This window comes from Pirellulales bacterium (assembly GCA_019636335.1).
Taxonomy (GTDB): domain Bacteria; phylum Planctomycetota; class Planctomycetia; order Pirellulales; family JAEUIK01; genus JAHBXR01.
This window is the reverse complement of the sequence record JAHBXR010000002.1, coordinates 266519-282027: the sequence shown is the minus strand read 5'-3', so window position 1 is coordinate 282027 and position 15509 is coordinate 266519. Positions and strand designations below refer to the sequence as shown.

Genomic DNA, 15509 nt, shown 5'->3' with positions numbered 1-15509 from the left:
TGCATCGTCACCGCACACCGCGATGGAACGACGGGCGCTCAGGCCGCCGTCATGTCGTACAGCCGTAGCTTCTTATCGTAATGGGCCACCGCCAGTCGTCGCCCGTCGGGATGAAGCGCCAGATCGCAAGACGTGGCCGCCAAGGCCAGGCGGTGAAACTCGCGTTCGGCATCGGGACGCCAAAACAACAGCGAGCCCCCACCGCCTCCTCCGGTCGCGCCGACGAGGAAATCGTCGGGATGGAAGGTGAGGCCCCACACCACCCCCTGTAGATTCTCTTTCGAGAGTTGTACCAGCTTCGGCGATCCACTCTCCCAGTCGAAGAGCACGACCGCCGGATTGCCGACGCCGGCAAAGGCGTTCGAGACATCGGTGATGCCGCCACACGCCAGCAGGGTGCCATCGTGATTGAACGCGATGGCACGCACGCCGCCGATATCGGCAGCAAAGCCGGCATCGTATTTCCAAAGCCGACTGGCATCGAGCGTGCGCACTTCGGCGCCGCTGGCCACGTCCCACTGGCGGATCACGCCTTTGAGATCGCCCGAGACCAGGTGAACCCCGCTCGGATGGAAGGCCAGGTTGTAGACGTGGCTCTCGTGCCCCGCCAGCTCGCGCACGAGCGTGCCGTCCGTCGCGTTCCAAAGCCGCACCAGGCGATCGTTGCCCGCCGTGGCCACGAGCGAACCACCGGGACTGACGGCCACGGCGCGAATCCAACCTTGATGGGCTTCGCCGACGCGAGCGGGCTCGATCGGGGCGGCGCCGGCGGGCCAGGCGATCAAGCGCCCTTCGTTGCCTCCGCTGAAGAGCATGTCTCCCGCGGGCGAGAAGGCCAGGCCACGCGGCCAACTCTCGTGCCCGACCAACGCCACGCGCTCTCCCGATTCGAGATGGAAACGCTGAATGGTGTTGTCTTGCGCCGAGGCGAAAACGTAAGTGCCCGTCGGATCGAAGCGGCAGGCCAGAAAGGGACTGGTGTACTCGAACTCGCGCGCCGCGCGCGTCTTTGTCGGATCGACGGCACTAGCAGGTGCGGGCGTAGCATTCTCGGCCGGGGCGGCGGGAGCTTCGTTCATATCAACAGTTCCTGAATCACGTCGGCCGAGGGATCGGCCATGGCGATGGGGCGTCCGCCAATAACGTACTCTTCGTGGGGATCGAGTCCGACCGCCTTGAGATAGGTATGGAACAGGTGCCCACCATTAACTTCACGATCGGCCACGGCGGTACCGTTTTCGTTCGTCTTGCCGATGACCGCGCCTGGTTGGATGCCGCAGCCCCCCAGCACGACCGACCAGGCCGTGCCCCAATGATCGCGGCCGTAGAGATGGTTGATCTGCGGCGTCCGTCCGAACTCGGACATGACGACGATCAGCGTGCTTTCCAGCATGCCGCGCTCGGCCAGGTCGCCTACCAGGGTCGCAAAGGGGCGATCGAACTCGCCCAACTGCTCGATGTGGAAGTCGAAGTTCTCGTTGTGCGTGTCGTAATTCGAATGCGAGACTTTGACAAAGGTCACGCCGTGCTCGAGCAGTCTCCGCGCGAGGAGACAATGACGGCCGAAATCGTGCGTGCCGTAGCGCGCCAATTCGGCGTCCCCTTCGCGCGTGACGTCGAACAGCTCGCGCTGGGCGACCAACTTGAGGGCCTGCTCGTAGGAGTAGCTGTAGGCCTCGGTCTCGGCGGTTCGTCGTCGCGCGACGAACCGATCGTTCAGGCGGCGCCGCAGATCGTTGCGCGCCAGGTCGGCGGCTTCGGTCAACGATTCGGCGCGTTTCGTGTTGCGCGGGGGCTCGCCATTACCCAAAGTCACCGCGCCATAACGCGGGCCGAGGAAGGCGGCTTCGCTGGCGCTGACCCCGTTGCCTCCCGGCGTGATGTGGATGTAGCCGGGTAGCGCCGCATCCTCCGGCGAGAGATACTTCGCGGCCACCGATCCCAAATGCGGATAGGGCTGCGCGGGCTCCTCGCGCCGCCCCGTATGCATGATGTAGCTCCCCTTGCCGTGATCGTTCTCGTTCGTGTTCACGCTGCGCACGATCGATAAGTGGTGCATCTGCTGCGCCGTATAGGGCAGCAGCTCTGAGATGTGGATGCCAGGCACCGAGGTGGGGATCGCGCGAAACGGTCCGCCGGTGTCGGTCTGGGGCTTGGGATCCCAGCTTTCGAGCTGGCTCACGCCGCCGGCGAGATAAACCACGAGGACGCGTTTCTGGGTCGAGGCGAGTTGTTGCGCAGCGGCCGGCCGTGCGAAGCCGCCGAAGGCGCCTCCCAGCACACCGCCGGCGCCGGCCAACATTCCTCCGAGGAAGGAACGCCGCGCAATCGAGTGTTCTGTCGAGCGGCAGGCGTAGGCACACTGCATGGCTCAATCCTCATCTACACCCAGAAGGTGCAGTCCATATTAGTGATTGAAGCGGAACTCGTTCGACGCGAGGAGCGCCCAGATAAACTCCGACACGGCGGTGGCTCGCCCCGATTCGCCTTGGGCCGCGAGCAAATGGGCGAACTCTTGCTGCTCGTCCGTCGTGGAACGACGCGACAGCACGCTGAGCACGATCTCGTCACAGGCCAGCGCGGGATCGGAAAGCGACACGGCCCTTGCGGCCAGGTTCTGTCCCAAGGGGGTCAGCCAACTGGCCATGCCTCCATCGTGCGAGAAGTACAAGGCCTGGTGGACCGTGGCCTCCGTGGCGTCCTGCCGCTCGCCGGGCAGGTTGCCGAACAAGGCGACGAACTGCCCGAGCTGACCTAGGAGTTGTGCGTTCAGTCGCTGCTCGCTCATCTCCTCGCGCAGCGTGCGACGTTCTTCGTCCGCGGCGAGCACCTCGCCCAGGCGCGGATCGCCGCGAAGCTGCTGTTCGAACTCGGCACGAATCGCCTCGGACATGCCCGTGGCTTCGAGCGTGCTCGCCGCCAGTTGCTCGGGGGAGAGGGGCTTCAGATTCGCCACCGCGAACGATTCGGGCGGACAAGCCTGGGCATCCAGGTCGGCCGGCCATTCGCTCGAACGTTGATAGGTTTGCGATCGAGCAAGCTCGCGCAGCAAGGCCTTGAGATCGAATCCGCCGGCGGTGAATTCGGTGGCCAGCAGATCGAGCAACTCGGGGTGCGACGGTGGATTATCGCTGTGATCGAAGTGCAAGGGCTCGATCAGACCACGCCCCATCATCCGCGCCCAGAGTCGATTCACGATCGTGCGACTGAACTGGCGATTCTCGGGCGAGGTCAAATCCGTCGCCAGAAATGCCCGGCGACTGAAGCGCGGCTGCGGGCGGACGCCCTCGGCCGGGGCAATGACATACGACTTTCCCTCGGCAAAGGCAGGTTCCACGAGAGAGGTGGTCTCGAGCACGCGGGGCCCCGTCTGGCGTTCCGGCTCGTCGAGAAACGCCGACTTGAACTTCACCTCACCTTCGGCCTTCTCGGCAATCGTGGCCGGTTGGTCCTGGCCGGTAAAGATGAAGCTGCGCGTGAGGTAAGCAGAAAGCCCGTAGAAATAGTCTTGCTTGTAGTCGTCGACCAGCGGGTGATCGTGGCACTGGGCACACTGCAGATCCATGCCCAGAAAGATGCGACTGACATCGCGCACGACGATGTTCGTTTCGCCGGCGCGGTCGAGATAAAACTTCGCCGCGGGCCGCTGCGCGGGATCGAGACCGTCGGCCGAGAGGATCTCGCGCACGAGTTGATCGTAGGGCTTATTCGTGGCGAAGGAACTGCGCAAATACTCCTGCCACTCGGCGGCCGGTACATGCTCGTCGGCACGCCGCTCCATGAGCAACACGTCGAACGTGCGCTGCATGTGCCGCGCATAGGCCGGACTGGCGAGCAAGCGATCGATCAGTTGCTCGCGTTTGTTGGGGGAGGGATCGTCGAGAAAGGCGCGCGCCGCCGACGTCGTGGGGATGCGGCCCGTCAGGTCGAGATAGAGGCGGCGGAGCAGTTCGGCATCGCTCGCGCGTTCGGCCATCGCCCCGGCATGGTGCGCCGCGATCTGCTCGTCGATACGCTCGTGCAGAGGCGGTTCCGCCCCCGTGGCCAGCGGCGAGACGAATGACAGGCAGACCACGATCCCAAGCAGGGACACGCAACCGCGCCAGGGATCTCCCCCTTGCGACATGGCGGATCACTCCGAAACTTTGACGAACCACGACCGAAAGGGGGGAACGTAGCGGGAATCACACACCGGGCAGGACGTTGGAGGAGAGGCCGCGCCACCTCGCTCAAGACAGATGGGATCCGCGGCCCCCACAACGCATGGACAGACGTTGATACGTTAGGCGTTCCGGTACGTCGCGTCAAGAAAATGCCACTGCCACGCGGCGCGGGCGTTTTAGGTGCGGCAAATGAACGAGCGATTCTGCTGGAGGGGTGCCGCGCATAAAAAAAGCCGCACGCTCCCACCAGAGTAAGAGCGTGCGGCGAACTTACGCGATTGAGTGACCAGAACGACTACTGGCCGGGCTCCCAACTGTGCGACTCGTGACCACCGCGGGTCGTGAGGGCATAGTAGGTGGCGGCGTCGATACCGTTCTGGATAAACTGCACGCTGGCGTCACCCATCAGGTGATGGGCACCTTCGGAGTGCTCACTGCTGGGGCCATAATCCCAACTAGCGCTCCAGCCGTTGAATCCATTGGGCGTGCCGGCCGCTACGGGTGGGAAAGTGGGGCCACTGCTGCCTGGGACGCCCATGTAGTAATGCTTCGTCGTGGCATCAATACGTTGATCGATCTGGCCAGCGCCGAAGTTCAGGTTCGTGATGTTGCTGTTCGGGCCGGTCGTACGGAAACGATTCGGGTTTCCGGCCGAGTTCGGCGGCAACAACTGGCTATTGTTCGGCAAGGTTGCAGGATCTGTATTCTTGTGGTAAAGCGTCACGAGCGACGATGTGAAACCATCGTACCAGGTGGCGTAACGACGTTCGCGAGTCTCGACGCACAAGAACGTCTGCGACGTGCCGTCCAGGAAGTCTTGGAAGCGGGTGTGCGATTCGCGCCCACGGAAGGTGGGATACATGGCACCGTCTGGATTGGGCACCGGATTGGTCGAGCTGGACGTGGCCACGCCGAGCATCTTTTCCCAAGTCGAGGCGCCGACGGCTTGATACTGCGACAGCGGCAATGCGATATAAGGCTGACCAAGAGCCAACGTGGCAAGGTCTGTGGTGCTGGCACCGCCGTATTCATCGGCGATCGACGTGTGCGTACCAGAGAACGACGGACAAATATAACCAGGAATAGACGTGCCCGCCGCACGAGGATTGTTTGCATCGACCGCGAGACCGCTGATGGCCGTCGTCTGGAACGTCGGGCGATTGAAATTGATGATGCCGTGCAGGGCGCCCATTTCCATCTGCGGCAGGATCAGCGCCAGGAAGCTGTAGATGTGACCATCCGAGTCCGTGCCGTTCGGAAAACGGTTACGTCCGGTGTGATAGCTACCGGGACGCGGCTGCAGGGCGCCGGTACCACGGATGATCGAACCGGTGGCCGAGGGGGGAAACGTGCCGAACGTCTCGGCATAGTTGTGCAACGCCAGACCGATCTGCTTCATGTTGTTTCGGCAGGTCGAACGGCGCGCGGCTTCGCGTGCGGCCTGCACGGCCGGCAACAGCAGCGCGATCAGGATGCCGATGATGGCGATTACCACCAGCAGCTCCACCAGGGTGAACCCCCTGCGGATACGAGTGAATCGAGACATGGAACGCCTCCTCGCGACAACAAGGATAAAGAAAGAAAACGATGAGGGATCTAGACAGGCGTACAGAAACGCCTGATATTACGCTTCCGAAGTAGCTATGTACGCGAACCCAATGCGAGCGCGGGTCGCTGTCCTGTTCCGGTGAAGACAGGGTCGATCTTAGCGGTTCCTACTCTCCTCTGTCAAACAAAAACGCCCGAACCACCCAGCTTCTCCCTCCACTGGGTGGACACGTAAAAGACGGAGCGCCATGGCAGCCCGGGTCCACCTCGTCGCCGGACCGGCCGGCAGCGGCAAGACCGCTAAACTCCTCCAACTTTATCGACCATCGCTGGGTAAATTGGCCATTGCGAGTTGCCTCTGGCTGGCCCCCACCCATCGCGCCGCGAACGAGGTGCGCCGGAACCTGCTGACGAGCGCCGCACGCAGCTTTCTCGCGCCGGGCGTAGCGACTTTTGAAGAGTTCGCCTTCCGTATCGTCGAATCGGCGCCGCAGCCGGCGCGCCCCATCGATGGCCTGTCGAAACGCCGCCTGCTGCGGCGACTCGTCGACCAGGCCCTCGAGCGTGGCGAACTCCCCTACTTCGCGGCGATCGCCGATTCGCGCGGGTTCGTCGACCTGCTGGCCGAATGGATCGCCGAGCTCAAACGCATCGAGATCTGGCCCGACGATTTCGCCCAGGTCTGCCGCACCCGCGGCTCGCTGGCGGCCAAAGACCGGGAACTGCTCACCCTCTATCGCCAGTACCAGGAGGAATTGAACCGCTGCCAGCTCTACGACTCGGAGGGGCGTCTCTGGTCGGCCCGCGAGCATCTTCGCGCGGGGGAGTTGGGGGCGTACGCGCGGGTGCGTCTCGCCGTCGTCGATGGCTTCACCGACTTCACGCGCACGCAGCACGAGATGCTCGAGTTTCTCGCCGAGCGGATCGAGGACCTCTATATCTCGCTGCCGCTCGAACCGGAATCGGACCGCGACGAGTTGTTCGCCAAAAGCCGCGCAACGCTCGAGGAACTCCAAAGGCGGCATCCGCGGAGTCGCGTCGAACATCTGCCGCGCGAAGAGCGCGCCTCGTGGCCGGCCCAGGCGCACATCGAATCGCAGCTCTTCAAGGATCCGCGCCACATCGCGGCGGCGCGCGACAACCGCGGCCTAGAAATCCTGGCCGCAGCAGGCCGCCTGAACGAACTGGAACTGGTCGGCCGGCGGATCAAGCAGTTGCTCGTCGATGGCGATCCGGCACACGGCGGCGCGCCGGTCGCCGCCGAGGCGATCGCCGTCGTGTTTCGCTCGGTGGCCGATTGGGCGCCGCTGGTGCGCGAAGTATTCGACGAACAGGGAATTCCCTATGTTCTCGAAGGGGAGCCGGCGCTGACCGATCGCCCCCCGATCATCGCCCTGCTCAATCTGTTGCGCGTCGATCAGGAGGACTGGCCCTATCGCCGCCTGCTCGCCGCCGTCGGCAACAACTACTTCGCACCGCGCTGGCAGGGCTGGCACGCCGAGACATCGACCGCGGCGATCGAACGTGTCGTGCGACGTTTGCAGATCCCCTCGGGACGCCGCAAGTTGCTCGAGGCCATCGAGTGGGCACTCGCACGCGCTGACCAACGCGCGCCGCTCGACGAAGAGGGGCAGCGCGAGAATGAGGCGATGGTCGCCGTGCGACAGCGCGACCTGACCCAGGCTCGAAGCACGCTGACGCGATTGGCCGCCGTCTACGATCGCCTTCCGGCACGAGCCGATCTTGCCACGTGGAGCGCGGTGCTGACGGAACTGGCCCAGCAGACGGGGCTGCTTCACGCGGCCTCGGCCGACGATCGCATCGCGTGGGACGAGTTGCTGGCCGCGCTCGAACGGCTGGCGCAGCTCGAGCGACATCTGGGAGAAGAGGCCGAGACACTCTCGCGGCACGAGTTCTATCAACTGCTCGCCGACGTGGCGCGCTGGCATCGCCCCCAGGGGCGCCGCGACGAGTCGGGGTGCGTGCGCGTCGTGTCGGCGCCGGCCGCGCGCGCCTTGTCGATTCCTTACCTCTTTCTGGCCGGGCTCACCGAGCGATCCTTTCCCGCGGCCTTGCGCGAGGACCGCTTCTACACCGAGCATGAGTACCAGGCCTTCCGCGAGGCGGGACTGCCGCTCGAGTTGCGTGCCGACCAGAACCAGAAGGAAATGCTCCTTTTCTATGAACTGGTCACGCGTGCTCGGCGTCGGCTCACGCTCAGCTATCCGGCACTCGACGAGCGAGGCGAACCGCTGCTCGCCAGTCCCTTTCTGACCGAATTGGAACGCGCCTTCGGCCCCCTCGGCGTGACGCGACATGCCGAGACGGGACTCTCGCCGGTGCCGCGCGATCACGACCCCCTATCGCTGCGCGAAGCGCGTCTCCGGGCCGCCGATCTGTCGCTGTCGGGCCAACCCGAGGCGCTGGCCGCTTTCGCGCATGCCGCGCGCACGCAAACGGCGGGCGCGAACATCGTTGCCGGCCTGCGCCTCACGCGCGAACGAAGCCGTCGCGAGGAATTCGGCATCTACGAAGGCATCGTTGTGGGCGAAGCCACGCTGGCGCAACTCGCGCGCGACTTCGGCAACGAGCATCTGTGGAGCCCCAGCCAGCTCGAGCTCTACGCCCAATGCCCGTTCCGCTTCTTCGCCGAGCAGGTGCTAGGCGCGGCGCCGCTCGACGAGCTCGGCCTGCAGATCGATCACGCCCGGCGCGGCTGGCTGCTGCACGAAACGCTCAAGTTGCTCCATCGACAGCAGATCGAGGGAGATACCGCACGCACCGCGCTCGACGAGCATTTCGTAGCCACGCTGGCCGAGCTGCTGCAATCCAGCGCGCACGCCGAAACGCTCTCCGCGGCACTCGACGAAATCGACCGGCGCGTGATCGGTGGTTGGGCCGGACTGTATGCCGAGCAGCACCAGGGCTACAGCCAAAGCTGGAGCGATTTCGACGCGGCGCCGACTCCCAGGCATTTCGAGGTGTCGTTCGGGCTGCCGGCCCCTAGTGACGATGCGATCTCCACCGTCGAGCCACTCATTATTACCGAGGGGGATATCACGGTCCTGATCGGGGGGCGCATCGATCGGCTCGACGTGGGAGAACACCGCGGCCGCGTCGTGTTCAATGTCATCGACTACAAGACGGGCTACGTTCCCTCGGCCAAAAAGCTGCGCGAGTTCCACGCCACCTCGCTGCAGCTCGACATTTACACGCACGCCGCCGAAGACCTGCTGCTGGCCGGCAGCGAGGCCCTGCCCTGGAATGCCGGCTATTGGCAGATCCGCAAGCGCGGCTTTCACCAACCGCTGGCCCTGGCGGTAGACGACGAAAAACGCCTAGCCAGAGCCCCCGAATGGGAACTTCGCCGGCAGAAGCTGCGCGAGACGGTCCTGCGCCTCGTGCGCTCGATCCGCGCGGGCAGGTTCCCCATGTCGAACGAAGACGAAGACTGCACGAGCCGGTGTACGTTTCGCACCGTGTGCCGCGTTCACCAGACTCGCGCCTTGGACAAGTTGCCATGACCGCCGCCACCAGGTTTACCGACGAGCAGGCCCGGGCCATTGCCGAGCGCAAGCACTCCGTGGCGTTGTCGGCCGGAGCCGGTTGCGGCAAGACGTTCGTTTTGACCGAACGCTTCCTCTCGCATCTCGATCCGCACGGCCCGGCGCAGCGGCGCGTGAAGCATCTCTCGCAATTGGTGGCGATCACCTTCACCGAGCGCGCCGCGCGCGAAATGCGCGATCGCATCCGCGAGGCCTGCCGGCGGCGCTTGCTCGGCGCCGACGACGCCGACGCCGGGCACTGGCTTTCGTTGCTGCGCGATCTCGACAGTGCCCGGATCGGCACGATTCACGGGTTCTGTGGTTCGCTGCTGCGCAGCCACGCGGTCGAAGCCGGCCTCGATCCTCGCTTCTCGGTCATCGAAACGGCCGAAGCTCATACGATCTTGTCCGAAGCGATGGACGATCAACTCCGGCGACTTTTGACGGCGCGCGACGAGTCGGCACTCGAGCTGGTTGCCCGGCTGGGGCTGCCGCGCGTGCGCGAGTACCTGGCACAGTTGGTCGAGTCGCGACAGGACATCGACTTCGGGCGTTGGATTCAAGAAACGCCCGCCGCGCTAGTGACCTTGTGGCAGCAGTATCAACAAGCCACGGCCCTGCCCGCGTTGCTGCGACGCCTGGCCACGTCTCGCGGCACGATCGAATTGACGGAGCTGTTGCGCGAGCACGTGCCCGATCACCCGGTCATGCAACAGCGCCGTTTGATATTGCTCGACCTGCTGCCGCAGCTTCAATCGGATCCCCTGCCGAGCAACCCGGCGCAGTTGTTGCGAGACATTCGTGAGCAAGCCAAGGTCCAAGGGGGGGGCTCGGCCAAAGTCTGGCCGAGCGAAGACGTATACGAGCGCGTGAAAAATCGGCTGACGTCGCTCCGAGCCGAGATCGATCAAGTCGGCAAGCACGTCGAGCTGGATCTCGGCGGCTGCTTGGTTTCGGCCGATCTCGGACTGCGGCTGATCCACGTCGCGGCAGAAGTCGCGACTGCCTACGAGCGACGCAAGCGGGAAGCGGCGCAGCTCGATTTCAACGATCTGCTGATCGGCGCACGCGCGCTGCTGACCGATCCGGCGCACGAGCATGTCCGCCGCAACGCCGCCAGCGCCATCCAGATGCTGCTGGTCGATGAATTCCAGGACACCGACCCCTTGCAGGTGTCGCTCATCAAGGCCCTCTGCGGCAACGAACTCGCCCGTGGCAAACTGTTCTTCGTCGGCGATCACAAGCAGTCGATCTACCGCTTCCGCGGAGCCGACCCGAGTGTCTTTCGCCGACTGCGCGAGGAAACTCCCGAGCAGGGCCGCTTGCCGCTGTCGCGAAACTTTCGCAGTCAGCCGGCGATTCTCGACTTCGTCAATGCGCTGTTCTTCGACTCGCTGGGAGACCATTACGAGCCGCTTGCTGCGCACCGCCCACAACTGACCGAGAAGCCCGCCATCGAGTTTCTCTGGTCGCCGAAGCAGGAAGACGATCTCTCGAAATCGCAACAGCGGCAGCGCGAGGCCGATTGGATCGCGCGCCGCCTGCGCACGCTGATCGATGAGAGGACGCCGCTCGTGGTCGACCATGGCAAGCAGCCGGGCGAAGCGCCCCACCTGCGCCCCGTGCGGCAAGGCGACGTCGCCATCCTGTTTCGCGCCCTGTCCGACGTCGAATATTACGAAACGGCGCTCCAACGCTATGGACTCGACTACTACCTCGTCGGCGGGCATGCCTTCTACGCGCAGCAGGAAATCCACGACCTACTGAACCTGCTGCGGGCGGTGGCGAGCCCCTGCGACGAAGTAAGCCTCGTCGGTGTGCTGCGCAGCCCCTTCTTCTCGCTGACCGACGAAGCACTCTACTGGTTGGCCAGGCAGAACGGCGGGCTGGCTGTGGGGCTCTTCACCCAGAAACTACCGCGGCAGCTTGCTCCGGCCGAGCAGGAGCGTGCCGCTTTTGCCGCCGCGACCTTGCGCGAGCTGCGTGCCAGGAAAGATCGGTTGCCCGTGGCGGCGCTGGTGAACGAGGCGCTCGCGCGCACGGGCTACGACGCCATTCTGCTGGCCGAGTTTCTGGGCGAGCGCAAGCTCGCGAATCTGAAAAAGCTGGTCGAGCAGGCGCGCCAATTCGATCGTACTGGCACCTTCACGCTCGACGACTTCATCGCACAACTCTCCGAGTTCGTCGCGAGGCAGCCGCATGAACCGCCGGCCGCCACGCAGTCGGAAGATACCGACGTCGTGCGACTGATGACGATCCATCAGTCGAAGGGGCTCGAGTTTCCGGTCGTGGTCGTGCCCGACCTCGATCGCAAGTCGCTCGCGCGTGGTTCCGGCATGGCGTTCGACCCCCAGCTCGGACCGCTCGTTCGCGTACCGCAAGAGCGCGAGGACAAGCAGCCCACGACCGGCTATGAATTACTTGCGCTGGTCGAACAGGCCGAAGAAGAGGCAGAAACGCGACGCCTCTTCTACGTGGCCACGACCCGCGCGGCCGATTACCTGATGCTGGCAAGCTCCGTCGAATCGTTGGGAGAACCAGGCGGTGCCTGGACGCAACTGCTCGCGCGGCGTTTCGATCTGGCGACGGGCGAACTTTGCGGCGTGCTTCCCCCCGGCATGGAACGCCCCCTGGTGCGGGTCACATCGACGGAGCCCCCGCTGCCCGCAGGAGGGACGACGAGCAAACCGCGTGTCGACCTTGCCGAAACGCTCGCCGGTCTCGAACGCGCCGGTCGGCAGACAACCGGCCAACTGCCCCGGCTGGTGGCGCCCGTCCCGGTGCGTCTGCTGGCGCCACGGCAGTTTTCCGTCTCTCGGCTGTCGGGCGACCTTCATTCCACACAAATCGTGGCCGACGAGGAGCGGGGCGAACTGCTCGACCTCGAGACGATCGAGCCCGATCTTCGAAGCGGAGGAGCCGCGCTGGGAACGCTCGTCCATGCCGTCATGGCCGAGACCCCCTGGGCAGGCCAGGTCGATTTGCCGCGGCTGGTACGCGAACAGGCCGAGAACCTGAACCTGGTCGCCAGTGTCGATCTACAGCAGGCAGCAGAACTTGTCGCCCACTTTTGCAAGTCACCACGGGCGGCAGAGTTGTCCCACGCCCAGGCGGTCTACACCGAATTGGAGTTCATGTTGGCCTGCCCCGATGATACCAACGGCATACCGCCCGGCTGCTACCTGCGTGGCTATATCGACTGTCTCTATCAAGACGCACGTGGGACGTGGCATCTGCTCGACTACAAGACGAACGATACGAAGTCCGCCACGCTCGACGACCTGGCACAACATTACGAACTGCAGATGGCCGTTTATACGCTGGCCGCCGAACAGAGCCTGGGAAGCGAGCTGGCGTCGAGCACGCTCCACTTCCTGCGCGCCGGCGAGGAACGCGCCTGTCTGGTGGGGAGCAAGAACCGCCGCCGCGCCGAGCAACTCTTGCGCGAACGGCTGGCCCACGTGGCCAGCGTCGCTTGAGCAGCTTGCTGGTAATGAGGGTCTCGAAGCTGCGGGGATCGTATCCACGCCGCGAGTGATTTGTGTCGCCACGGCGTGTCGAACGAGGACACTCGTTCGCCAGGCCCCGATTCGTGTAATCTATCGTCCGTTTCTCGGCGCGACTTCGACCTGACGGCTTCCCATGGCTCCGACCGACCCTCAAGCACAGCGCGACTTTGCCCTTTCGGTGGTCGAGCGACTGCGTGCGCGTGGTCATACGGCCTACTGGGCCGGAGGCTGCGTGCGCGATCAACTCTTGGGACGCACGCCGAAGGACTACGACGTCGCCACGAATGCCACGCCACTCGAGATTCGCGAGGCCTTCGGCCGCAAGCGGACGCTCGAGATCGGCATCGCCTTCGGCGTCGTCGCCGTACGCGGTCCGGCCGGGGCGGGCCTGATCGAGGTCGCCACCTTTCGCCGCGATGCAAGCTACAGCGATGGCCGCCATCCCGATGCCGTCACGTTCAGCTCTCCCGAAGATGACGCCGCGCGGCGCGACTTTACGATCAACGGGCTCTTTTTCGATCCCGTGGCCAAAATCGTGATCGACTACGTCGGCGGGCGAGAGGATCTGCAGCGTCGCCTGATCCGGGCCATCGGCGAACCGCGCGCACGCTTCGCCGAAGACAAGTTGCGGATGTTGCGCGCCGTGCGCTTCGCGGCCACGTTCGACTTTACGTTCGATCACGAGACGCAAGCCGCCCTGGTCGAGATGGCCGACCAGGTGACCGTGGTCAGTCCCGAGCGCATCGCGGCCGAAATGCGAGTGGTGCTGAGCCACGCGCGCCGCGCCGAGGGAATGGCACTGCTGCGCGAAACGACGCTGCTCTCGGTGGTGGCGCCGGAGTTCGACGGGCTCCCCGAGAGCGATTGGCGCGAAACGCTGGCCGTGCTGGCGGCACTCGGCGAGGCCTCGTTTCCACTGGCCCTGGCGGCGCTCGCCCATCGTGTTTCGGCGCCAGGCTTGGCGATCGAGTCGCTCGCACGGAGCTGGCGTCTGGCCACGCGCGAGGCCGAACGGGCCGCCTGGCTCGTGACGCAGCAGCGCTCCCTCGACGACGCGCCCCGACGTCGCTGGTCAGAGACGCAACCGTTGCTCATCGAACCCGGGATCGACGATTTGATCGCCCTTGTCGCGGCCATCCGGCAGGCCGCCAGCAAACCGCACGACGATCTCGCCTGGTGCCGTCAGCAGTTGATACGCACGCCGGACGATTTGAATCCTCCCCCCCTCGTCTCGGGGCACGATCTCCTCTCGCACGGCGTGCCCGCCAGTCCGCGCATGGGACAACTGATCGCCACGCTGCGCGCGGCGCAACTCGATGGCGAAATCCACTCGCGTGCCGAGGCCCTGACCCTGGTCGATCGACTGCTGGCCACCTAGGACGCCGCAGCACGCCGAGGCCAGGTTGGCACGGACGAAACCTCGCGCAGGCACTCGCCTCCCAACTAGACAGCGCCCCATCGCATTCTTAGGATGCGGCAAACCAGTTTCCTCGCCTCTCTGTTCTCGCTTCCAAGGAACCGCCGCGTGCTCCTCGACATTCTCGGTATCGTCTTTCGCTGGATGCACATTTTGGCCGCCATCACGGCCGTGGGGGGCACGATCTTCATGCGGACCGCCTTGCTTCCCTCGCTCGCTGTGATGTCGGAAGAGCAGCGCAAGGCCCTGACCGAGGCCGTCCGCTCGCGGTGGCTCATGCCGGTGATGTTGTCGTTGGGCTTCCTCTTGGTCAGCGGGCTTTACAACATTGCCATGCTCGAGATCAAGTACAAGTTGAGCGATATCCCTTACTACCATCCCCTTTTCGGCATCAAGTTTCTGCTGGCGTTGATGATCATGTACATCGCGGCGGCCCTGGTCGGCCGGGGCAAATCGACCGAAAAAATTCGCGCCAACTCCCGCTTCTGGCTGAACCTGAACATGTGGCTGGCGATCGTCCTGGTGATGATCTCCGGCGTGCTGCGGATGGCGGACAAGCCGCTCAAGGGGCCCAAGCCGACCGAGCCGGCGGTGGTGGCGCCCCCCGCCTAAGCCCACTTTTGCCGAACGAATGATCTCGAATTATGCTCGAAGAGTGGGGCCGCTCGACATCAAGCGGCCCGATCCCTTCGTTGCGGAGCTGCGCTTACCCATGCACGACCGACTGCGCGCGATCGAGATTCTTCGCGAGGCCCGCGACCTGCTTGTCCATCAACTCAGCGAACGCATCGTCGCGGCGGAAGAACGCGTGCTCGACGACGCGCGCGGCGAGACGTACGGCAGCGAGATCGAATCGCTCTACGAGGGGCTCGGCCTGAAGCTGTCGAACATCACCGCGATGCTGGCTGCCCTGCGCCTTCATCACGACGAACCGATCGTGCATGTCGAGCCCGATCTGGTGCAGGTCGCCACGCACGGACATCAAGCGGCCTACGTGCAGACCGATACGAACGAGTTTGCCCGGCCGAACCCGCACGCGGCGACGTTCGACACCGGGGCAACTCAGCAACCTGGCGATTCCCACGATCAAGGCGGAGACCGGCATGGATAAGAAGGCCAAGAAACGCGTTGAAGTCCTCAAGCAGAAGCTGCAGAAGCTTCGCCAGCAGTTGGCCGGAGCCCGCCAGCAGCCCGACGAACCGGACGACATCCGCCGCCTCGAGCAAGAGATCGCCCAGGCCGAGGCCGAACTGACCAAGCTCAAAGACTCTTGATCGCGTCGCTTCGCGACGCACGGTTCAACCTGCCTGGGAAATGGACCGGCCGA

At 64.6% G+C, this 15509-nt stretch carries 10 protein-coding genes; 6 read left to right on the top strand and 4 right to left on the bottom strand.

Going from position 1 to position 15509, the window contains the following annotated elements:
• Positions 1-38: 38 nt before the first annotated feature.
• From KF708_03305 to KF708_03290, 4 genes are all read right to left on the bottom strand, one after another.
• Entirely contained in the window at positions 39-1079 is a 1041-nt protein-coding gene (locus KF708_03305; protein ID MBX3411723.1) for a WD40 repeat domain-containing protein, read from the bottom strand.
• Complete coding sequence (locus KF708_03300) at positions 1076-2368, bottom strand: DUF1501 domain-containing protein (GenBank protein ID MBX3411722.1); 1293 nt, start codon at positions 2366-2368, stop codon at positions 1076-1078. Before KF708_03300 ends, KF708_03305 begins: the two co-directional genes overlap by 4 nt.
• A gap of 39 nt (positions 2369-2407) precedes the next feature.
• On the bottom strand, positions 2408-4126 hold the full coding sequence (locus tag KF708_03295) for a DUF1549 domain-containing protein (protein ID MBX3411721.1): 1719 nt from the start codon (positions 4124-4126) through the stop codon (positions 2408-2410).
• Between the two features lie 332 nt (positions 4127-4458).
• The gene (locus KF708_03290) at positions 4459-5709 is read right to left on the bottom strand and encodes a DUF1559 domain-containing protein (protein MBX3411720.1); all 1251 of its coding nucleotides are present in this window, start codon (positions 5707-5709) and stop codon (positions 4459-4461) included.
• Positions 5710-5959: 250 nt separating this feature from the next.
• On the opposite strand from KF708_03290, the gene KF708_03285 reads away from it, so the two are divergent.
• The 6 genes from KF708_03285 to KF708_03260 all read left to right on the top strand — a co-directional run bounded on the left by KF708_03285 (position 5960) and on the right by KF708_03260 (position 15456).
• Complete coding sequence (locus KF708_03285) at positions 5960-9235, top strand: PD-(D/E)XK nuclease family protein (protein MBX3411719.1); 3276 nt, start codon at positions 5960-5962, stop codon at positions 9233-9235.
• The gene (locus tag KF708_03280; protein ID MBX3411718.1) at positions 9232-12735 is read left to right on the top strand and encodes a UvrD-helicase domain-containing protein; all 3504 of its coding nucleotides are present in this window, start codon (positions 9232-9234) and stop codon (positions 12733-12735) included. The genes KF708_03285 and KF708_03280 overlap by 4 nt, the downstream gene beginning before the upstream one ends.
• A 163-nt stretch (positions 12736-12898) precedes the next feature.
• On the top strand, positions 12899-14143 hold the full coding sequence (locus KF708_03275) for a CCA tRNA nucleotidyltransferase (GenBank protein ID MBX3411717.1): 1245 nt from the start codon (positions 12899-12901) through the stop codon (positions 14141-14143).
• A gap of 147 nt (positions 14144-14290) precedes the next feature.
• Entirely contained in the window at positions 14291-14794 is a 504-nt protein-coding gene (locus KF708_03270; GenBank protein MBX3411716.1) for a hypothetical protein, read from the top strand.
• Positions 14795-14894: 100 nt separating this feature from the next.
• The gene (locus tag KF708_03265; GenBank protein ID MBX3411715.1) at positions 14895-15293 is read left to right on the top strand and encodes a hypothetical protein; all 399 of its coding nucleotides are present in this window, start codon (positions 14895-14897) and stop codon (positions 15291-15293) included.
• A complete protein-coding gene (locus KF708_03260; protein ID MBX3411714.1) occupies positions 15286-15456 on the top strand; it encodes a hypothetical protein in 171 nt (56 codons plus the stop codon). Before KF708_03265 ends, KF708_03260 begins: the two co-directional genes overlap by 8 nt.
• Positions 15457-15509 lie beyond the last annotated feature (53 nt).

Bases quoted from the DNA above. Each gene is read 5' to 3' on its own strand.
- KF708_03305 (MBX3411723.1), bottom strand. From the start codon at position 1,079: ATGAACGAAGCTCCCGCCGCCCCGGCCGAGAATGCTACGCCCGCACCT.
- KF708_03300 (MBX3411722.1), bottom strand. From the start codon at position 2,368: ATGCAGTGTGCCTACGCCTGCCGCTCGACAGAACACTCGATTGCGCGG.
- KF708_03295 (MBX3411721.1), bottom strand. From the start codon at position 4,126: ATGTCGCAAGGGGGAGATCCCTGGCGCGGTTGCGTGTCCCTGCTTGGG.
- KF708_03290 (MBX3411720.1), bottom strand. From the start codon at position 5,709: ATGTCTCGATTCACTCGTATCCGCAGGGGGTTCACCCTGGTGGAGCTG.
- KF708_03285 (MBX3411719.1), top strand. From the start codon at position 5,960: ATGGCAGCCCGGGTCCACCTCGTCGCCGGACCGGCCGGCAGCGGCAAG.
- KF708_03280 (MBX3411718.1), top strand. From the start codon at position 9,232: ATGACCGCCGCCACCAGGTTTACCGACGAGCAGGCCCGGGCCATTGCC.
- KF708_03275 (MBX3411717.1), top strand. From the start codon at position 12,899: ATGGCTCCGACCGACCCTCAAGCACAGCGCGACTTTGCCCTTTCGGTG.
- KF708_03265 (MBX3411715.1), top strand. From the start codon at position 14,895: ATGCACGACCGACTGCGCGCGATCGAGATTCTTCGCGAGGCCCGCGAC.
- KF708_03260 (MBX3411714.1), top strand. From the start codon at position 15,286: ATGGATAAGAAGGCCAAGAAACGCGTTGAAGTCCTCAAGCAGAAGCTG.